A 19,074-nucleotide genomic window follows, 5' to 3' on the forward strand; every position below is an offset into this window, starting at 1 on the left:
GCCGCGCCTGGCGCCGGGGCGTGGGACGGCCGTTCACGTGACGACTCCCGGTACGGCCGTCAGTTGCTGGTAGGCGCCGCCGCGGTGGCGGATCGTCAGTACGATCTCGCGGCCGGCTCGGGCGTCCGCGACGGCGCGCGCGAGGTCGTCGGCCGTGTCGATGCGGGTCCGGCCGAAGGCGAGGAGGACGTCGCCGCGGACCAGGCCGGCCGCGTAGCCCGGGCCGGGGACGTGGACGCCGACCACCAGCGCGCCCGCCTTCTCGGCGTCCACGGCCTCCACGCCGAGGGTCGCCACGGCGGGTGCGGGCGAGGGGGCGGTCGACTGAGCCGCGGACGACGCGGAGGGGCCCGGGTGCGCCCAGGCGGGCGGGCCGCCCTGGTGAGGCGCTGTCTGCCGTTGGAGTTCGGCCAGTCTGCTCATACCGATCACCGTGGCTGCGACCGTCCCGAGTCCCACCCCCGACAACACCAGGACGACCGCGACGAACACGCCGAACAGCAGGGTCGTGAGCCGGCGTCCGCGCCGGCGCGCAGCGTGCGGGCGCCGGGCGGGCTCGGGCTTCCCGCCCCCGCCGGGCTCCCGACCGGGCATCGGCTTGGGGCGCAACGCAGTCTGTTCCATGGATCGCCTCCGGCTGGATCACCACCGGCTGGTGTCTACCCGGCGTACGGGCCCGCGACGAGCCACGAAAGAGTGAGACTGACGGGTGGTCAGGAACGGGAAGCCGCCGGAACCTGCAGGTCGACAAGGACTGCTGCCGCCCCGCTCGGCGCACCCACGTACACCTGTGGCCGCCGACCCGAGCAGCAGGACCAGGCCGTGTCCGGCGGCGGTCAGGCCCCCTGCCATCGTCTCGCCGGGCGGACGGACAGAGGGGCAGCCGCCGGACGGCGGGTACGCGGGCGGTCGGAGAGCCCCAGCGCAGGGACGGCCTACGCGGTCGAGCAGCCCCGGGTGCCGGCCCGCCAAGGGAGCGCTGGCGGCCGATTCGGACGGGCGGGCGCCGGACTGCGGGCACGCGGGCGGGCGAAGAGCCCCAGCGCAGGGACGGCCTACGCGGTCGAGCAGCCCCGGGTGCCGGCCCGCCAAGGGAGCGCTGGCGGCCGATTCGGACGGGCGGCCGCCGGACTGTGGGCACGCGGGCGGGCGAAGAGCCCCAGCGGGCAGGACGTCCCAGGTGGTGGGACGTCCCAGGGGTCGGGGCCCCGCTTGTCAGCCTGCCAAAGGGAGGGCCGGGGGCCGGTCCGGGAGGAAGCCGTGGGTGCGGGCGGCCAGGTGTTCCGGCTTGTAGCGGTCGACCGTGCGGTGCCAGTTCAGGATGCCGGCCATCCAGTGCTGGAGGTCGGTCACATAGCCCCGCATGACCTCGCGTGCCTCCGCCGAGAGCCCGAAGTCGTCGTAGACGACAGGCAGTTCGTGCGCGGCGACATGTTCGAACTGCTGCATGCGCTGGGTCATCAGGTCGTGGACGACGCGCAGCGCGGTCGGGTAGTCGATGCCGAAGAAGTTCTGCACGACGAGGATCGAGTTGTGGACCTCGCCCTCGTACTCGATCTCCTTCTGGTAGGAGAAGACGTCGTTGACCAGGCACGCGTAGTCGACGGCGGCGTTCTCCAGGGAGCGCACGGGGCCGCTGCGGTAGATCTCCGGCGGGACGGCGGGACCGTGGCCCATGCGGCACAGGCTCATGGTGAGGTCGGCGCCGAAGGTGGCGCGCCGCATCTCCAGATAGTCGACCGGGTCGGGGACGCGGTGCTGGATCTGGTTGGCCAGCTCCCAGACCCAGCTCTCGGTCATCACGTTCACGGAGTCCTTGAGGGAGCGCCGCTGGTCGGGGGTCATCTCGGCCGTGGTGCGGGCCCACAGGTCGATCAGGCCGCGCTCCATGGCGTTGGCGGGGACGAGGACCTGCTCGCCGTCGAGGGGCATGCAGTCCGACAGCCGCTGGGTGGTCAGGCGGGCGGCGGCGAGGTCGCGGCGGCCGCCGTAGACGAGCGGGTAGTAGTCGTCGCCGTAGGTTCCCCAGGCCAGCCAGTCCGAGCTGAGGTCGAGGGCCTCCGGGCTCGCGTCCGGGTCGATGCCCGCGGAGCACAGCGGGAGGTCGGCCGCGGCGAGCTTGTCCTCGTCCCAGACGCCCTCCTGGAGCATGCCCATGCGGTGCGCCCACTCGGCGAGGCGGGGGCGGGCGCCGGGCAGGTGGGGGCTGAGTTCGGTCGGGAACGGCATGTAGAAGTCGGGCAGCAGGGACGGGCCGACCTTCTGGAACGGCACGTGCCGGTGGGCGCGCAGCCGCTCGGCGCCGGCCGCGGCGAGCAGGGCGCCGACGTCGGCGGCCGAGGTGCCGGGGCCGGTCAGGGCCTGCCAGGGCGAGGCGGTGTCGGCACGGGCGTTCATGTAGCGGCTGGAGCGCATGTGCCATTCGTGGCCGCCGGACTGCCAGTCCTGGAGGCCCTGCGTGTACCGGGCGACCGCGGTCACCTCGCCCGGCGACAGACCGTTCTCCAGGGCGACCGCGGGGACCTCGGTGAGGGCGGTGTGCTCGAACTGGTGGAGGCGGGAGGTGAGGACGTCGTTGACGGTGTCGGCGGCCTCCTGGGTGGTGCAGCCGAAGAAGGTCTCCAGGACGAGCACGCCGTTGCTGAGCTCGCCCTCGTCCTCGACCTCGCGCTGGTAGGAGAACAGGTCGTTGCGCAGGTGGACGCCGTCGGAGAAGGTCTCCATCAGCACCCGCAGGGGTCGTGTTCCGGCGACGGACGCCGGCACCTCGGCCGTCGCGTACTCCACGAGACCGGCCGACCAGGGGGCGCCGCCGACCTTGCGGCGCATCTCGATGTACTCGACGGGGTTGGCGATCCGCCCCTCGTTGATGTTGGACAGCTCCCACAGCGACTCGTTGAGCAGGTGCTCGGTGGCTACGGCGAAGCGGCGGCGCCAGCCGGCGGACATCGACGGCACGGTCCGCGTCCACAGGTCGGCGAGGCCGGCCTCGACCGGGTTCTCGGGCTCGGGCATCGGGGTCGACAGGTCCATCGGCATGAACAGCGGCAACCGGTCGAGGTAGGCCTTGCCGCCGGCGCGGTCCTGGGTGCGCTTGAAGGTCTCCAGGAAGTGGTCGTCGAAGAAGAACACCCACACGTACCAGTCGGTGATGAGCGAGAGGGCGGGGCCGTCGCAGTCGGGGTGTGTGTAGGCGCAGAGCAGGCCGTAGTCGTGCGCGTCGAGGTCGGACTGCTCCCAGATCCCGGACCCCTCCAGCATGCCCATCTCGCGCGCCCACACGGTCGAATGGGCGCGGGCCTCGTCGAGGTGCGGGTTCAACCGCGCGGGATACGGCATGTAGAAGTGCGGGAGTTCGAAGGGCTGCTGCGTCATGGGCCGGGCCCTACCCATGGCTCTTCGCGGGCATCCGTCGCGGCACACATGATCACACCATTGCGTGAATCCGGGCGGAACTCGGGAGTTCTCGGCGGAACGTGTGGCGTTCGGACGGTCGGCGAGACGTTCAGGTGCCCTGAACTCCCTGGCCGCTCTCCTGAACGCTCCGGTTGAGGACGACGCCGCGTCGTCACTCCTCGGCGACGTGCGAAAGGACCTCCTCGGCGACCCAGCCGAGCGCGTCCGGCAGTGCCTCGCCGGCGACCGGCAGCCACAGCGAGCAGGCGGTGAGCCCGGCGTCGGCCAGCTGCCGGAGTTCCTCGCGCACCCGCTCGGCGGACGGATCCGCCCCGCCCAACGGGCGCCGACCCGGCGGTCGTACGGCCGCCTCGAAGCCCGGGGGTACGAGGATCTGGCCCGCCGTCAGCTCCAACGGCGTGGCCGGATCCCGCCCCGCCTCCTGCCCGAGTTCGGCCAACCGGCCCCGTACCTCGGCGAGTCCGGACGCGTCGATCCCGGAACCGTGCCACGCGTCGCCGTACCGCAGGGCCCTGCGCAGGGCCGCGTCGCTGTGGCCGCCGACCCACACCGGCGGCCCACCGGGTGTGCGCGGCCGCACCCCGAGCCGTACCTCGGTCTCCTCGCGCCACAACTTACGTACGGTGTCCAGCTGTTCGTCGGCGCGGCGGCCCCGCCCGGCGAAGGGGACCCCGGCGGCGTCGAACTCAGCGGCGTCCCAGCCGGTGCCGACTCCGAGCGTGAAGCGGCCGCCGGACAGCCGGTCGAGCGTGGCGGACTGGTGGGCGACGACGACCGGGTTGTACAGGGGAAGGATCAGGACGCTGGTCACCAGCCCGATCCGGGTGGTCGCCCCGGCCACGGCGGACAGCAGGACCACCGGGTCCGGGGTCACGCCCACCGCGCCCGCCAGCAGATGGCTGCTCGCGATGAGGTGGTCGAAGCCCAACTCCTCGGCGGTTCGGGCGGTTTCGAGAACGCCGTCGAGCTCGTCCTCGTGAGCGGGCCACAGACGGTGCGGTGCGACTCCCAGACGCATGCGGTGCGACTCCCTTGGGGTGGGGTGACAGGGGGTGGTGCTCCTGGGCCAACAAGGCGACGGCCGCCGCTCATCCCTCGCCGCGCCACAGAAACGGCCACCGAGACGGCCGGCCAGACACCCGGACGGCTCGTTTTTCGCACTTCATCGGCGGGATCAAGTCCCCTCGGAGGCACGTGACATGAGAACCTGAAGACGGGAGAGGGGTTCGGACGTAACCGTCGAGGTGTGTGCCGACAGGGGGGTCCTCGATGTTCGGCGGAGAGTTGTTCACCCAGACCGCTGCAGCCGCCGCGGGCACGATGGTCGGACTGATGACCACGGACGCCTGGCATGCGGCCCGGCAGCGGATGGCGCGGTTCCTGCGGCGGGAGGACGTCGAGCGGCTGGACCGGGCGCGAGCGGCACTCGACGCGGCGCCGCCGGACCGGCAGGAGATCATGCTGCGCGAGCAGCGGCAGGAGTGGGACACCACCCTGCGCGATCTGCTGGCCCGGGATCCCGCGCTGTCCCGTCGGCTGGCCGAGTTCGTCCAGGAGTTCTCCGGTTTCGCGCGCCCGGTCTTCATCCAGTTCCAGCAGGCGCAGCCCTCGCTGGAGCCCGTCCGGGCCCCGGGGGCGCTGACCGTCGCGCCTCCGCTGGGCCGGCTCGACCGCCGGGTGCGCGGCCGTGAGCCACTGCTGGACACCCTCAAACAGCTGGTGGGCAAGCCGACTTCGGGTGTGCGGGTGCTGCACGGCATGGGCGGGAGCGGGAAGACGACGGTCGCCCTGGAGATCGCCGCCTACGCCGCCGCGCTGAACGTCGACGTGTGGTGGGTGACGGCGAAGAACCCCGCCACGCTGAGCGCCGGGATGCGCGAAGTGGTGGCCGCGCTCGGCACCCCGGCGGATCTCATCGACCGTGCCTGGTCGGGGCGTTCCAGCGCGACCGACCTGCTGTGGCGGCGGCTGTGCGACACCCCGAACCCCTGGCTGCTGGTGGTGGACAACGCCGACGAGCCCGAACACCTGGCGCCCTACGGCCGGTTGGCCGAGGGCAGAGGCTGGATCCGGCCCGCCGCGGAACTGCCCGGCCTGGTGCTGATCACCAGCCGGGACAGCAGCCCGACGACCTGGGGACCCTGGGCCACGCTGCACTCGGTCGACGCCCTGGAGGAGGCCGACGCCACCGAGGTGCTCTGGGACCTCGCCGGGGAGCGGGCCGGTTCACGTGAGGACGCCCGGCTGCTGACCCGGCGGCTCGGCGGGCTGCCGCTGGCGCTGCGCATCGCGGGCTCGCATCTCGCCGCGGCCTCGGCGTTCCCCGCCTGGCCGGGCACCACGACCGTGCGGACGTACGCCGACTACCGCGTGGCCCTCGACGAGCGCTTCGCCGAACTCCTCGACGAGCGTCCGCCCGGCCGGCAGGGCAGCAACTACTCCGTCCCCGTGACCGGTACCTGGGAGCTGTCGCTGGACCTGCTGGAGCGGCGGGGCATCGTCCAGGCCCGGCCCCTGATGCGGCTGTTGTGCTGTCTGGGCGAGGCGCCGGTGCCGCTGGTCGGTCTGTTGCGCCCCGATCGGCTGGCGGACTCCACGCTGCTGCCCGGTGTCACACCCCAGGAGCTGTTCACCGCGCTCACCTCGCTCGCCGACTTCGGTCTGGTCGAGCTGCACACCCCGCGGGGCGGCGACGACCACACGCGGACCCTGCTGATGCACCCCCTCGTCCGGGACGCCGGCCGGCTCCAGCGGGACCTCGCCGAGCACATGAGGGAGTACGCGGACGTTGTCGCCGACCTGGTCGTCTGCGCCACCGCCGAGCTCAGCGAGGACGACCCGCGCGACTGGCCGCGCTGGCGGCTGCTGCTCCCGCACTGCGACGCCCCGCTGGCCCTCATCGGTGACCCCTACGAGGCGGAGGACGACCTGGTCTCCAAGGCCCTGCGGGCGGCGGCGGCCGGGGCCCGGCATCTGATCCGGCGGGGCTGGCTGGACCGGGCCGAGGAGGTGCTGGGGGCGTGCGAGCCGGTGGTGCTCGCGTGCGGTCCGCGGGATCCCGACGCGCTCGAAGTAAGGTCGGCGGCCGCCCACTTGCTCCAGTTGCGGGGCCGGCTCGCCGCCGCCGAGACACTGGTGCGTTCGGTCCTGGAGGACACGCGTGCCCTGTTCGGCGACGGCTCCGGTGAGACCGCCGACGCCCGGTACGCCCTCGCGGAGCTGCTCTGCGACCGGGGCCGGCCGGCGGAGGCCGAGGTCGAGTACCGCTCGGTGTACGCGACGCGTCGCACCCTGCTCGGCGACCGTGACCCGCAGACCCTGGCCGCCCGCAAGGGCGTGGCCCGCATGTCGCAGCAGCGCGGGCTGCTCGCGGAGGCCGAGGAGGAGCACCGCCTGCTGCTCGACGCCTACCGCGACGCGCTCGGCGACCGCCACCCCGACACGCTGTCCGCCCGGCACGACACCGCCCAAGTGCTGCATGAGCGGGGCATGTTCCGCCAGGCCGAGCAGGAGCTGCGGGAGACGCTCCAGGTGTGCGCGGACGTACTGGGCGAGCGCCACCCGGGCACTCTCGCCGTCCGCCACGACCTCGCCGACGTGCTGCGGGACCGCGGTCTGCTGGCCGAGGCCGAGCACGAGTTCCGTACCGTGCTCGGGCTGCGCGCCGACACCTACGGCGAGGACCATCCCGAGACCGTGGCCGCCCGGCACGGCCTGGCCACGGTGCTGCGCGACCGGGGCTGGCCCGGTGACGCGGAGACCGAGTTCCGGGAGGTCTTCGAGGTCCGGCGCAGACTGCTCGGCGACATGCACCCGCACACCCTGGTGGTCCGGCACAACCTGGCCGACCTGCTGATGGAGCGGGGCCAACTGGAGGCGGCCGAGGCGGAGTTCAGGGAGGTGTACGCGGCACGCCGGGAGGTGCTCGGCGAACACCACCTGCTCACCCTGTCGGTACGGCACGGTGCCGCACACGTCCTGCACCTGCGGGGCCGTACCGACCGGGCCGAGACCGAGTACCGCACGGTGCTCGCGGACTGCGTGCAGACCCTGGGCCCCCGCCACCCGGGCACGCTCGCGGTCCGCCACAACCTCGCCGACCTGCTCAAGGACCAGGGCCGGCTCGCCGCGGCGGAACAGGAGTTCAGGGAGGTCTACGAGGCCCGGCGGACCGTCCTGGGCGAACAGCATCTGCTCACCCTGTCCGTGCGGCACGGCGCCGCGCACGTCCTGCATCTGCGCGGGCATGTCGAGCAGGCGGAGGCGGAGTACCGGACGGTGCTCGCGGACTGCGTGGAGACGCTGGGGCCCCGGCACCCGGGCACCCTGTCGGTGCGGCACAACCTCGCAGGACTGCTCTGCCTCAAGGGGGAACTCACTGCTGCGGAGGCGGAGTTCACGGAGGTGCGGGATGCCTGCCAGGAGGTCCTGGGGTTACGGCATCCACGGACACTGGCCGCTCAGGAGGCCCTCGCCCGACTGCGGTCCGAGGATCAGGCGCCCAGGGATCCCGACTCGGCGGCCACCGGCTCGTAACCCGGGAAGCGTGCCGGGATCTGCGCCAGGTCCCACAGGGAGAGGGTCTTGTCGTCGTAGAAGTCGTCGGACTCGTCGTCGCCGATGACCTGGAGCGGTTCGGGCAGCCGGAAGGGGGCGAGCCGGAGGTTGATCGGCCGCCACCAGCCCGTGACGATGTCGGTGTTGGCGGCCGTCCGGGAGAAGGTCGTGGTGAGCAGATAGCGCGAGCCGCTCTCCCGGAACCGGGTCAGCGCCTCCACCACATGCTGGTAGGAGAAGTGCACGAGGGCGTCCCGGCACACGATGAGATCGACGCGCGGCACGGGCTGGGCGGTGAAGTCGAGCAGCTGGAACTCCCGCTCCTGGCCGGGGTGTTCGGCACGGTTGGCCGCGACGAGTTCCGCGACGACGTCCCCGCCGAGGTAGGAGGCGCCGTGCAGTTCGACGTGCCGCATCCAGTTCAGGTCCCCGCACGGCGCGTCCAGCACCGAACGGACACCCAAGTCCTTGATGAGGGCGCCGAGTCGGGCGATCACCCGCTTCATGCGCTGCAGCTCGGAGCCCGGTCCCGAGCGGGTCTCGTCGGAGCCCCAGCGGTTGGTGCGGTAGATGTCCGTGAACACGTCGTGCAGGTCGGCCTCGTCGGGGGCGTCCGTGACGTCGAGATAGCGCCGCGCGTCCACGTCGTAGACGGGCTCCCCAGGATTGCTCAGGTACCGCGGGGTCAATGACGTCCTCTTTCGCTGCCCGTCGGCGGGACGTGAGGCAGCCCACCGGTACAGGTCGGCAGCATAACGCTCCTCAGGGACGGACCTGGATGAGCGCATGGGTGCCGCTCGTCCGCCAGCGCCGCCCCTCCGCCTCGACCAGCGCGCTCTCCGTGCGCCCGTCGAGCCCGGTGATCACATCGGACTTCAGCGTGCGCAGGGCGGCGACCGGTCCCGGGAAGTACGCGGTCACGTCGGCGAACGGTGTGGTCGGCGCCCACCACCGGTCGCCCACCAGGCGCCGGTAGTTGAGGTCTCCCTTGAGGATGGTGAGCGCGGCCCCGGCGATCTCCGCACGCAGGTCGTCGGGCATCTCCGCGTAGGGCAGCGGAGCACAGGAGTACGGGTGCGCGCGGACTTCGAGCCGCCCGTCGGCCATGGCGTTCCACAGCCGCCGCCCGTACACCGCGGCCTCCCCCGGCGCCCGTACGAGCCGGCGCAGCGCGTCGACCACGTCGGCGGTGGTCGCGTCGGAGACGTAGTAGGGGTACGGCTTCACGTGCAGTACGGCCCGTTCGATACGGCCGTGTTCGAGGAGGTGCGCCACGAACAGGAGGTCGGGGATCAGCTCTCGTCCGGCGTTGTCGGCGATCAGGCAGAGGGTGCCGGCACCGTCGAGCAGCGACCGGAGCCGGTCGCTGTCGTCGGCGACCAGATCGGGCACGGCGTCCCGTCCCTCGGCCTCCCCGTCGGAGAGCCGGAACCCGAGGTCGGCCCGGTTCCCCCACAGCGACCCGTGCAACAGGGCCGCCCCCCGCTCCTCGACGGGCAGGGCGGCGAGTTCGTCCAGTGCCGCCAGCTCCTCGTCGGTCTCGCGGGAGCCGAGCTCGGCGAGCTTGGAGGGCCGGAAGGGATCGATGCCGTGCCAGGGCCCGCCCCCGAAGTACCCGACGGCATCGAGAAGTCGCCGGTAGAAGTAGCTCTCGGACCAGAGCCACGGCACGTCGAACCAGGACTTGCCGACGTGGTCGTCGATTCCCCACTCGGCCCACGCCCCGGCGGGGAGCGGTTCGATCACGCCTTTGGTGCAGTTGTCGAGCAGCGCGTCCAGCGCTCGGTGCTGCTCGGGCCCGTAGGGAAACGCCTCCCGCACCTGCCCGATGATCGCGGGATGCCGCTCGGCCAGCACGCCGTGCGGAAAGGAGCCGGGTTCGTTGCTGAGGATGACGGCCGCGGAAGGAGACATGCGGGTGACTGTAGCCACCTCGATCGGGCGGGGCCGCGTCGAAGTGCGGCTCAGCCGCCCCTGCTCTCCTGCTCCAGCTGACTGACCAGAGCCAGGTACCGCGCCCGCCGTGGAACCGGCACCAGCCCCCGGATCATCACGTGCCACATCTGCGCGAGCCGCCGCGGCTGCCGTCCCACCGGCTCCAGGTGCCGCCCCACCACCCGGGTGCCGACGAAGGAGCACACGAGCGAGTGCGCGACCGCGTCCACATCGATGTCGGGGTGGAGGTCGGACTCCTTGACCGCCCCCAGCAGCTTGCCCGTCGCCAGGTCCAGCCACTCCGTGAACGGATGCCGCAGTGGCGGCCGCACCTCGACTCCCCCGGTGGCCAGTCGAAGTCCGGCCCGGAGCAACGGCCCCTCCACCGACAATCGGGCTATCCCGAAGGTGATCCGGACCAGCGCCTCCAGCGAGGTGTACCCCCGGGCGTCCACGTCCCCCGCCAACTGCCGTGACGCCCGCGACTGGATCTCCATGATCGCGTGCGCGAGATCGTCCTTCGCCGCGAAGTGGAAGTACAGCGCGCCTTTGGTGACGTGGGCGTGCGCGACGATGTCGCTGAGACTGGTCGATTCATAGCCGCGACGGTCGAACAGATCGGCGGCAGCGGTGATGATCGCCGCTCGAGTCTGTTCAGCGCGTAACTGCCTCACCATCGACTGCACCCTCCTGGTACGGAAAAGAACGGGCCATGCCGTTTGCTTCTTACTCCTTGTAGACGATATCTCACCCTTTGACGGCACCCACCCTGCACTCGAAGACCACCGACTCCCCTTGCGGCGCGATGACTTGTACGTCGTTGCCGGCCTCGTCGCTCACTTGTGTCCAGACCGGCTTGTCGAGCTCCGCGTACTGGTGGAACGCGGAATGGAACGCCCCCGGCACGCGACGCTCCCCCCTCCGTCTGCCCGTACGGCCTGGCGGGCTGCCTTCAGGAGGAGCATGCCGGGGGTGCGGTTCAGAGAGGTGTCGAAGAAAACAGGGTATGCGGTATTGATCCACAGCGGCCGGGCAGTCACAGGACACCCCGTTCACCGCCGAGGCGTACGACAATGCTGTAGCGGGGCGCCTCGTGGGCGAGTAGCGCCCCGCACCGGCGGACTGCATCGGCAACCAACAGGAACTCATGCGCCGAGCGATCTGGGGACACGTGTAACTGGCGGGCGCACGGCCGCCTGGCGGTGACGGCGAGCCGGCCGGACCAGGGCCCGGCCGGGGCCTGCGCGAACTGCCGTAACTCTGGCATGTTCCCCTCGTTCCTCCGATGTGATGACGGACGGTGAGGTGTCCGCACGGTGAGCGATAGAGTACGAGGGATTCCGGTCTGTTTTCAATGTGACCTCAAGACCGGACGAGATCCGAACTCGGCGCATGGGAGGGGTTCTTATGGCGAAACAGGAGCGCGCCATCAGGACACGCAGGACGATCGTGGAGGCCGCAGGCGCCGTCTTCGACGAACACGGGTACGCCGCGAGCACCATCGCGATGGTCCTGGAGCGGGCCGACGTCACCAAAGGTGCCCTGTATTTTCACTTCCCCTCCAAGGAGTCCCTGGCCCAGGCGGTGCTTGACGAGCAGTTGTCGCTGGGCGCCGTTCCGCCGCGTCCGTGCAAGGTGCAGGAGATCGTCGACATGACGTTCGTCTTCGGGCAGCGGCTGCGGACCAACTCCCTTCTGAAGGGGAGCGTGCGGCTGACCGTGGACCAGTGCGCGCCGCCCGGTGTCGATCACACGGGGCCGTTCCGGCAGTGGAGCGAGCATCTGGTGGCGGTGCTGCAAGCGGCCCGGGAGCAGGGCGAGTTGCTGCCGACGGTGGAGCCGCGGGACACGGCGGATCTGCTGGTGGGGGCGTTCGCCGGGGTGCAGTTGATGTCACGGGCGCTGAGCGGGCGGGATGATCTCGGGCACCGGATCTCCGTGATGTGGGCCCATCTGCTGCCGAGCATCGCGGTGCCGGGGCTGCTGGTCGGCATCGACAGCCGGCCCGACCGCGGGGCACGGGTGCTGGCGTCCCTCGCGAAGGGTGAACTGGTGGGCGCGGAGGTGTGATCGGGCGCGGGCGCAACGCGAGAGGGGCCGGCCGGTGCCCCATCCGCACCGGCCGGCCCGCTCGTTCGGGGGAGTTCGCTCAGAACGTCAGCTTCCAGCCGTTGAGCGTGCCCGTGTCCTGCGCCGCCGTGTCCTGGACGCGGAGCTTCCAGGTGCCGTTGGCTGTCTCGGAGGAGGCGTTCACGGTGTAGGTGGTGTTGACGTTGTCCGCGGAGTCCGAGGAACTCGCCGCCTTCAGGCTGTACACCGTGCCGTCCGGGGCGACCAGGCCGATCACCAGGTCACCGCGGTAGGTGTGGGTGATGTCGACGCCGACCTGGAGGGTCGAGGGCGCGTTGCCGCTGCGGCCGCTGACGGTGAGGGGGGACTCGATCGCGGAGCCGTTGTCCGGGACGGCGACGGCGGTGGTGCTGGAGAAGGTCGTCCCCGTCGTCGTACCGCCGCCGCTGACGGCCGCGACCGTCTTCGCCGCGTCGGCCAGGCCCGCGCCGCAACCGCCCGAGCAGGCGCCCGGCAGCGGACGGGCGTTGTTCTTGATGGCGGTCTCGATCTGCGCCGGGGTCAGAGAGGGGTTCGCCGACTTCACGAGGGCGACCAGGCCCGCGATGTGCGGGGTGGCCATGCTGGTGCCCTGGTAGTAGGCGTACGACTCCGAAGAGGGCGTCGAGGCACCCGAGTTGAGCGTGGAGAGGATGCCGTTGGCGGTGCCGGTGCTGGTCTGGCCGCCGGGCGCCGAGATGTCCACCAGGGAGCCGTAGTTGGAGTAGGAGGCCTTGGCGCCGGCGCGGTTGGTGGCGGCGACCGAGATGATGTTGTTGCAGTTGCCGGGCGAGTGGCCGGAGACGTTCTCGTTGTCGTTGCCGGCGGCCACGACGACGGTCGTACCGCGGCCGACGGCGTTGTTGATGGCGGTCTGGGTCGCCGAGGTGCAGGCGCCGTCGCCGCCGAGGCTCATGTTGATGACCTTGGCGACATTGGTGTTGGCGGGCACGCCGGAGACGGTGCCGCCGGACGCCCAGGTGATGGCGTCGATGATGTCGGAGTCGTAGCCGCCGCACTTGCCGAGGACGCGCACCGGGGAGATCTTCGCGCCGTACGCGATGCCCGCGACGCCCTTGCCGTTGTTCGTGACCGCGGCGATGGTGCCGGCGACGTGCGTACCGTGCCAGGAGGAGCTGGAGGCCGGGATGCCCGCGCCGCACGCGTTGGCCGCGTAGTAGTCGCCCGGGTCGGCCGGGTTGCTGTCGCGGCCGTCGCCGTCGACGGAGACCGCGGTGTCCGAGATGAAGTCGTAGCCGCCGACGATGTTCGCGGCGAGGTCGGAGTGGGTGACGTAGCCCGTGTCGATGACGGCGACGGTGACGCCGCTGCCGGTCGACGTCGGCCAGGCACCAGGCACGTTCATGCCGGCCGTGGACTCGAACAGGTCCCACTGCTTGGCGTACTCGGTGTCGTTCGGGTCGGCCTGCGGCTTGTTGAGGCGGTCCGGTACGACGTAGGCGACCTGCGGGTCGGCCTTGAACTCGGCGACGGCGTCGGCCACTTCGGCCTTGCTCGGGTCCGCGCCCAGGTCGACCAGGGCGGCGCCGGTGCCGAGTCTGCGCTGAAAGTCGGCGTCCTTGGCGGCGGCGTCGGCCTCGGCCGCCTTGTTCGAGGTGGCCTCGGCGGCGCCGGACTTGTAGCCGACGATGAGGCGCTCGGCCTGGATGCCGGGGGCGGCTTCGGTGAGCGCGGCCGGGACGGTGGCCTCCTGGACGCGGGTGTCCTGGGCGACGGCGACGGAGGCCGTACCGACCGAGACCAGGGCGGCGGACACGGCGGCGGCGGATATCAGCTTCCGCCGGAGGGAGGGGGAGGTACGCAAGGGCTTGCCTTTCGGGGCCGTGCTCCGGGCAGCGCGGAGCGGCGGTCGAATCGCTTCGTCGGTGAAGCGGCGGGGGGTGAAGCGGCAGGGTGAAGCCAGGAGCGCGGCGGCCGGCCAGCTGGAGGCGCATGACCCGTTCGGGGTTACCTGTGGGTCAGCTGTGGTCGAACGATAGGCAAAGAGCAGGTCATGCGGATACAGGGGAAACCCTTGACCCGGCCGGAAACTCACCCTGCGCGGTGGCCGGTTGACCATGGATGGCCGCTTTGCCGGGTCTGCATCACGTCAGCTGGAGGGCGGACAGTCCGGTGCGCCGGTGAACGCGTGAGGGTCGCGTTCCGTACTGCACGGAAGCCCGTAGTTCCCGCGCCGCCCGAGGAGGCGTTCCGGATGGCCCGGATGCCCTGGACAACCGCCCGCCGTACGAGTGCGGCGTTCGCCGCCCTGTCCCCGTTCCTGCTGGCCGTGTTCGCGGCGGCGCCCGCGCAGGCCCACGGCGCTCCCACGGATCCGGTCAGCCGGGTCTTCGCCTGCTCCCCCGACGGCGCCTCCTCGGGCACGGCCGCGTGCCGGGCCGCCGTGGCGGCGAACGGCTCGCCCTTCACGGCGTGGGACAACCTGAGGGTCGCGAACGTGAACGGCCGTGACCGTCGGACGATCCCCGACGGCAAGCTGTGCAGCGGCGGCCTGCCCGCCTACAAAGGTCTCGACCTGGCCCGCTCCGACTGGCCGGCCACCCGCCTGTCCCCCGGCGCGACGCTGACCATGAAGTACGTCTCGACGATCCCGCACACCGGCACGTTCCGCATGTACCTCACCGAGCCCGGCTACGACCCGTCGAAGCCGCTGACATGGTCCGATCTTCCGGAGCAGCCGTTCGCCCAGGTGAAGGACCCGGCGCTGACGGACGGCGCGTACCGGATCAGGATGACCTTGCCGAAGAACCGGACGGGCCGGCAGGTGCTGTACACGATCTGGCAGAACAGCAGTACGGCGGACACGTACTACTCGTGCTCGGACGTGGTGTTCCCGGCGGCGGCCGACAAGGGCGGGGCCGGGGCGGGCGCCGCCGCGTCGCCCTCGCCGTCGAAGGCGGTGCAGAAGGAGAAGGCGAAGGAGCCCGAGAAGAGTCCGGTGCCGTCCACGTCGGCCCCGGCGCCGACGCCGAGTCCTTCGGTGGTCCGTTCGGCGGGCGGTGCCGCCGTCCCCGACTCCACTCCGGTGGCCGCCGACGCCGATCCCGGCTCCGGACCGTCCGCGCCCATGATGGCGGGCGGCGCCGCCGCGGTGCTGGTGCTCACCGGGGGCGCCGCCCTGGCGCTTCGTCTGCGCCGACGCTGAACTACGCGGTTACGGAGTTCAGTTGACGTAGACCGGCTCGCCGCCCGCGGTCACCGGGCTGTACTTCGCGGTCCAGAAACCGTTGGCGGGGCACAGCGAGGAACCGGACGTCCGGGTGAACTGCTGGTTGGCGAACTTGATGCTGTTGTCGGTGTTGTCTGCCGTGCCGGCCAGGCCGGACGCCGCCTGGTAGACACAGCTGACGCTGCCCAGCAGGGTGCGCAGCACGACGGTGGTCTGGATGGCGGAACCGCTCGCGGGGGTGACGGAGACGGTGCCGTCGGAGGACACGTCGGTGGTGTACGGCAGGTTGTTCACCGTGATGCTGGTGACGCCGAGGACACCGACCACGTTCGAGGTGCAGTTGCTGAAGGTCTGCCCGGTCAGGGACTCGACGGCGGTGCCAGGCGCGGCAGGGTTGCTGCCGACCGTGGCGGTGAAGGTGGAGGCCGTGCAGCTGATGCCGCTGGTGCCCGTCGAGCTGGAGTAGAGGGTCGCGTTGGTGCCGGCGGCCAGGGACGCGCTGATGGTCGTACCCTCGGCGACGCCGGGGCCGCCGACCGAGCCGGTGGTGAGGACCGCGACGTCGTCCGCGGCGGCGGGGGCGGACGCGGCCACGGCCACGGGAAGCGCGAAGGCGGCGGCAGCGGCGGTGAGGGAGAGCAGAGAACGCATACGCATGGGGGATTGCCTCTTTCATGAGGTGAGGGTGGGTGTGTGGGGGGCGCGGACGCGCGTCGGCGTCCGCCGTTGCCGACCGTCACGCCTTCTCCGTACGTGACGGACCGGCAACGGCATCGGGCCGGCGACCGGCCGGTGGCCCTATGGGGGAGGGCTCCGGCCGGGCCGGGCGAGAAAGGGCGATCCCGGTACGGCCCAGGGGGAAACGGCCGGTGCGGGTGCCGTGGAGGGTCGGACTCGGGCAGTGAAGAGCCCGTGAGGGACAGCTGGTCCGGGAATGCGGTCAGGTGCCGCCCGACGGCTTGGATCCGGCGCCACGGATCCGGGGAAGCCAGGGAGAGTTGTAGACCTGATCATCCGTCAACGTCAAGGTGTGGCACGGGAGTTGATCTTCGATCGACGGGTTTTGCCGTCGTCAGGGGCCTTGTTGATCACGGCTGGCACATAATCAACACCCTTTACTCACAACTTGCTTGACCCACGGGCGTAACCGCCGGTAACTTCCGTGGCGTTACTGCGGAGTACGGGAAAGCCCTTGCAGCCGCCGGGGGCCGGGAGGAGACGTGCACCGCAGCCACCGTCCGCGCCAGGACAGCAAGCCCTGAAGCCGCACATCCGCACGTGAGCCCCACTTGCGTTGACTATGTCCCTGGGAGCAGCACATGGCCTCGTCCGTCGGCACCACCTCCGAGACCCCCGAAAGCGGTTCCGCACCCCAAGCCCCCGACAGCCCCGCGAGACGCGGGCGGGTCCGCGGACGTCGGGCCGCGATCATGGCCGTGCCGGCCGTCGCGATCACCGCGGGTCTCGCGATCATGACCGCCCAGGGCGCGCTGGGCGTCCAGTTCGCCATCTCCGGCATGCCCTTCACGGTCACCGCGGAGAGCCTCGACGGCACCGGGTTCGAGCAGTTCGGCGGCCTCGACAACATGGCGGACAACAGCCCGAACGCCGGTGACACCGGTGGCCAGGTGCTGGTCGTGACCTCCGCCATCAAGAGCGCGACCCTCTCCAAGCTGTGCCAGAGCGTCGACCTGGGCGGCACCAACCTGAAGATCGAGGCGGGCAACGGGAAGGACAAGGTCCAGGCGACCGACCTGACCACGGACTCGACCGAGATGTCCGGTAACGCCAAATTCGACAACATCGAGATCGGCAACGACGCCAGCACCCTCACCAAGGCGGGCGTGAAGGGTCCCCTCGGTGTCTTCAGCCAGCAGGCCGACCACGTGTACATCGACACCCTGCGGCAGACCAACTACGCCACCACGGCGGGTGTCTTCAAGCTGCCGGGCCTCAAGCTGAGCTTCAGCAGCAAGGCCTGCTGATGGAGGGGCAGGAGCCGGAGGGCGTTCAGCAGCAGCCCGCGGCCGGCCAGGACGCGTTCACCCGCTGGGTGTACGGACGGCCCTTCTTCGGCGGGCTGTGGCTCACCCTGGGCGGGGCATGGATCCTGCTCACCATGAAGGCCTCGGTGAAGGTCGTCCTGCACGTCGGGATGCAGGGGGCGGCGGGCTACCTCCTGCCGACGCTGATGGTGCTGCTGGGGCTCCTGATCCTCTTCAGCCCCGACCAGCGCCTCTTCTACTCGATCACCGGCGTGCTGGTCTCCATGGGCACCTGGGTGACCTCGAACATGGGCGGCTTCATGGTCGGCCTCCTGCTGGGGGTCGTGGGCAGCGTCCTGACCTTCGGCTGGCTGCCCGACCAGGACGCGCGGGTGAGCCGCCGCGACCGCCGCGGTCCTGCCCAGCAGGCGACACAGGACGGTCCGACCGAGACGGGCCCGGCCGGCACCGACCCCCACACGGCTCAGTCGGGAACGGTGGTCGTCACACCGAGGACCGCGCAGTAGCCCCGGACGCGGAGCCCCCTTCCTTTTCCACAGCCGCGACCGCGCAGGCACGCCCTCACGCACCGGGCAGCCTGCGCGGTCCGACGCGTTCCCCGAGCATTCACGTCGACGTGAAGATCATTACGATGCGGAACCGAGAAGTCATTACAAGGGGCTGATCACTTGACTACCGGCGGTCACACGCGGTTGGCTCCTGGCCAGTGAAAGTTCAACCGGCCGACGCGCCCGCGTCCGGCCGCACTTTCGCGTTCCGCCTGCGAGGCCGCACAGCGAGGTGCCGCACCCCATGAACACTCCTCCCCCACCTCGGACTTCCGTGAGATCCCTGCGCTTGGCCGCCCTCACCTCCGTCGCCCTCCTGCTGCTCGTCGGCTGCTCCGGCGGCGACTCGCGGCTCGACACGGGTACGAGCGCCGCGAAAGGGGCGGACTCCGCGGGGCTGCGGGTCGCCCTGATCACCCACGGCGGCGAAGGAGACGCCTTCTGGGAGCTCGTGCAGAAGGGGGCCGAGGCCGCCGCCGCGAAGGACGGCATCGAGCTGACGTACGCCAACGACTCCGATCCGGCGGGGCAGGCCCGGCTGGTGCGCGACGCGATCGGTGACCGGGTCGACGGCATCGCGGTGACGCTGGCCAAGCCGGCCGCGATGAAGGCCCCGGTGGCCGCGGCGCGGGCGGCCGGCATCCCGGTGGTCGGCCTCAACTCCGGTATCGACGCCTGGAAGTCGCAGGGGCTGCTGGAGTACTTCGGCCAGGACGAGATCGAGGCCGGCGCGGCCGTCGGCGGCAAGCTGAACGGCCTGAAGGTCAAGCACGCGCTGTGCGTCATCCACGAGCGGGGCAACGTCGCCCTGGAGGCGCGCTGCGCCGGTGTGAAGAAGACGTTCGGCGGCGAGACCGAGAACCTGTACGTGGAGGGCACCGACCCCGAGGCCGTGGACACCGTGCTCACCGCCAGGCTGCGGCAGGACCCCGGCATCGACGAGGTCGTCACGCTCGGCGCGCAGTTCGCGCTGGACGCCGTGGACTCGGTGAAGGCCGCCGGCAGCAAGGCCCAGGTCGCCACCTTCGACCTCAACAGCGACCTGACCAGGGCGATCCGCGCCGGCAGCGTGCAGTTCGCGGTGGACCAACAGCCCTACCTGCAGGGCTACCTCGCCGTGGACTCGCTGTGGCTGTACAAGACCAACGGCAACGTCAGCGGGGGCGGTGTGGCTCCCGTGCTCACCGGGCCCGCGTTCGTCACCCGCACGAACGTCGCCGCGGTCGCGAGGTTCGCCGCCGCCGGCACCCGGTGACCTCCCTGACCTCCCCGTCCCGACAACCGCTCCCCCTCCCCGGAACACCCCACCGCC

Annotated in this window: 15 protein-coding genes; 6 read left to right on the forward strand and 9 right to left on the reverse strand. The window is 71.3% G+C overall.

The genetic code is table 11. The features are described from left to right. Nucleotides 1–33: 33 nt before the first annotated feature. The 3 genes from ACGFWE_RS32380 to ACGFWE_RS32390 form a co-directional block, all read right to left on the reverse strand. The gene (locus ACGFWE_RS32380; protein ID WP_393603535.1) at nt 34–624 is read right to left on the reverse strand and encodes a PDZ domain-containing protein; all 591 of its coding nucleotides are present in this window, start codon (nt 622–624) and stop codon (nt 34–36) included. Nucleotides 625–1,215: 591 nt separating this feature from the next. Then, nucleotides 1,216–3,375 carry a germacradienol/geosmin synthase Cyc2 gene (gene cyc2 / locus ACGFWE_RS32385; RefSeq protein ID WP_393603536.1) on the reverse strand — a complete coding sequence of 720 codons (2,160 nt, stop codon included), beginning with the start codon at nt 3,373–3,375 and terminating at the stop codon, nt 1,216–1,218. A 193-nt stretch (nt 3,376–3,568) separates the two neighbouring features. Next, nucleotides 3,569–4,435: a TIGR03619 family F420-dependent LLM class oxidoreductase gene (locus ACGFWE_RS32390; RefSeq protein ID WP_393603537.1), complete on the reverse strand. Its 867-nt coding sequence runs from the start codon at nt 4,433–4,435 to the stop codon at nt 3,569–3,571. Between the two features lie 251 nt (nt 4,436–4,686). Between ACGFWE_RS32390 and ACGFWE_RS32395 the strand changes: the two genes are divergently transcribed. After that, nucleotides 4,687–7,953: a tetratricopeptide repeat protein gene (locus ACGFWE_RS32395; RefSeq protein WP_393603538.1), complete on the forward strand. Its 3,267-nt coding sequence runs from the start codon at nt 4,687–4,689 to the stop codon at nt 7,951–7,953. Here the strand turns inward: ACGFWE_RS32395 and ACGFWE_RS32400 are convergent. The 4 genes from ACGFWE_RS32400 to ACGFWE_RS32415 form a co-directional block, all read right to left on the reverse strand. Then, on the reverse strand, nt 7,911–8,663 hold the full coding sequence (locus ACGFWE_RS32400; RefSeq protein ID WP_393603539.1) for a class I SAM-dependent methyltransferase: 753 nt from the start codon (nt 8,661–8,663) through the stop codon (nt 7,911–7,913). The two genes, ACGFWE_RS32395 and ACGFWE_RS32400, sit on opposite strands and share 43 nt — an antisense overlap. Nucleotides 8,664–8,736: 73 nt before the next feature. Next, entirely contained in the window at nt 8,737–9,888 is a 1,152-nt protein-coding gene (locus tag ACGFWE_RS32405) for a damage-control phosphatase ARMT1 family protein (RefSeq protein WP_393603541.1), read from the reverse strand. Between the two features lie 50 nt (nt 9,889–9,938). Next, entirely contained in the window at nt 9,939–10,586 is a 648-nt protein-coding gene (locus ACGFWE_RS32410; RefSeq protein ID WP_352381913.1) for a ScbR family autoregulator-binding transcription factor, read from the reverse strand. A 70-nt stretch (nt 10,587–10,656) separates the two neighbouring features. Beyond that, the gene (locus ACGFWE_RS32415; RefSeq protein WP_393603544.1) at nt 10,657–10,815 is read right to left on the reverse strand and encodes a hypothetical protein; all 159 of its coding nucleotides are present in this window, start codon (nt 10,813–10,815) and stop codon (nt 10,657–10,659) included. A 501-nt stretch (nt 10,816–11,316) separates the two neighbouring features. Between ACGFWE_RS32415 and ACGFWE_RS32420 the strand changes: the two genes are divergently transcribed. Further along, a complete protein-coding gene (locus ACGFWE_RS32420) occupies nt 11,317–11,979 on the forward strand; it encodes a ScbR family autoregulator-binding transcription factor (protein ID WP_393603546.1) in 663 nt (220 codons plus the stop codon). Nucleotides 11,980–12,058: 79 nt separating this feature from the next. Here the strand turns inward: ACGFWE_RS32420 and ACGFWE_RS32425 are convergent, their stop codons facing one another. After that, on the reverse strand, nt 12,059–13,843 hold the full coding sequence (locus ACGFWE_RS32425; protein WP_393603548.1) for a S8 family serine peptidase: 1,785 nt from the start codon (nt 13,841–13,843) through the stop codon (nt 12,059–12,061). Nucleotides 13,844–14,233: 390 nt separating this feature from the next. On the opposite strand from ACGFWE_RS32425, the gene ACGFWE_RS32430 reads away from it, so the two are divergent. Further along, a complete protein-coding gene (locus ACGFWE_RS32430; protein ID WP_393603550.1) occupies nt 14,234–15,184 on the forward strand; it encodes a lytic polysaccharide monooxygenase in 951 nt (316 codons plus the stop codon). Between the two features lie 18 nt (nt 15,185–15,202). Here ACGFWE_RS32430 and ACGFWE_RS32435 read toward each other — a convergent pair whose 3' ends face one another. Continuing rightward, nucleotides 15,203–15,865, reverse strand: a complete 663-nt coding sequence (locus tag ACGFWE_RS32435) for a Tat pathway signal sequence domain protein (protein ID WP_352381923.1) — start codon at nt 15,863–15,865, stop codon at nt 15,203–15,205. A gap of 662 nt (nt 15,866–16,527) precedes the next feature. Between ACGFWE_RS32435 and ACGFWE_RS32440 the strand changes: the two genes are divergently transcribed. From ACGFWE_RS32440 to ACGFWE_RS32450, 3 genes are all read left to right on the forward strand, one after another. After that, a complete protein-coding gene (locus ACGFWE_RS32440) occupies nt 16,528–17,193 on the forward strand; it encodes a DUF6230 family protein (RefSeq protein ID WP_352381925.1) in 666 nt (221 codons plus the stop codon). Then, complete coding sequence (locus tag ACGFWE_RS32445; RefSeq protein WP_393603553.1) at nt 17,193–17,720, forward strand: DUF6114 domain-containing protein; 528 nt, start codon at nt 17,193–17,195, stop codon at nt 17,718–17,720. Before ACGFWE_RS32440 ends, ACGFWE_RS32445 begins: the two co-directional genes overlap by 1 nt. Nucleotides 17,721–18,006: 286 nt before the next feature. Further along, nucleotides 18,007–19,017, forward strand: coding sequence for a substrate-binding domain-containing protein (locus tag ACGFWE_RS32450; RefSeq protein WP_393603558.1), 1,011 nt, complete (start codon nt 18,007–18,009; stop codon nt 19,015–19,017). The last annotated feature ends 57 nt before the right edge of the window (nt 19,018–19,074 follow it).

The sequence above is a fragment of the Streptomyces sp. NPDC048523 genome (genome assembly GCF_043199815.1).
Lineage (GTDB): Bacteria > Actinomycetota > Actinomycetes > Streptomycetales > Streptomycetaceae > Streptomyces.

Coding starts and splice junctions, on each gene's coding strand:
- ACGFWE_RS32395 (WP_393603538.1), top strand. CDS start 4,687: ATGTTCGGCGGAGAGTTGTTCACCCAGACCGCTGCAGCCGCCGCGGGC.
- ACGFWE_RS32430 (WP_393603550.1), top strand. CDS start 14,234: ATGGCCCGGATGCCCTGGACAACCGCCCGCCGTACGAGTGCGGCGTTC.
- ACGFWE_RS32405 (WP_393603541.1), bottom strand. CDS start 9,888: ATGTCTCCTTCCGCGGCCGTCATCCTCAGCAACGAACCCGGCTCCTTT.
- cyc2 (WP_393603536.1), bottom strand. CDS start 3,375: ATGACGCAGCAGCCCTTCGAACTCCCGCACTTCTACATGCCGTATCCC.
- ACGFWE_RS32380 (WP_393603535.1), bottom strand. CDS start 624: ATGGAACAGACTGCGTTGCGCCCCAAGCCGATGCCCGGTCGGGAGCCC.
- ACGFWE_RS32450 (WP_393603558.1), top strand. CDS start 18,007: ATGAACACTCCTCCCCCACCTCGGACTTCCGTGAGATCCCTGCGCTTG.
- ACGFWE_RS32440 (WP_352381925.1), top strand. CDS start 16,528: ATGGCCTCGTCCGTCGGCACCACCTCCGAGACCCCCGAAAGCGGTTCC.
- ACGFWE_RS32435 (WP_352381923.1), bottom strand. CDS start 15,865: ATGCGTATGCGTTCTCTGCTCTCCCTCACCGCCGCTGCCGCCGCCTTC.
- ACGFWE_RS32445 (WP_393603553.1), top strand. CDS start 17,193: ATGGAGGGGCAGGAGCCGGAGGGCGTTCAGCAGCAGCCCGCGGCCGGC.
- ACGFWE_RS32410 (WP_352381913.1), bottom strand. CDS start 10,586: ATGGTGAGGCAGTTACGCGCTGAACAGACTCGAGCGGCGATCATCACC.
- ACGFWE_RS32390 (WP_393603537.1), bottom strand. CDS start 4,435: ATGCGTCTGGGAGTCGCACCGCACCGTCTGTGGCCCGCTCACGAGGAC.
- ACGFWE_RS32420 (WP_393603546.1), top strand. CDS start 11,317: ATGGCGAAACAGGAGCGCGCCATCAGGACACGCAGGACGATCGTGGAG.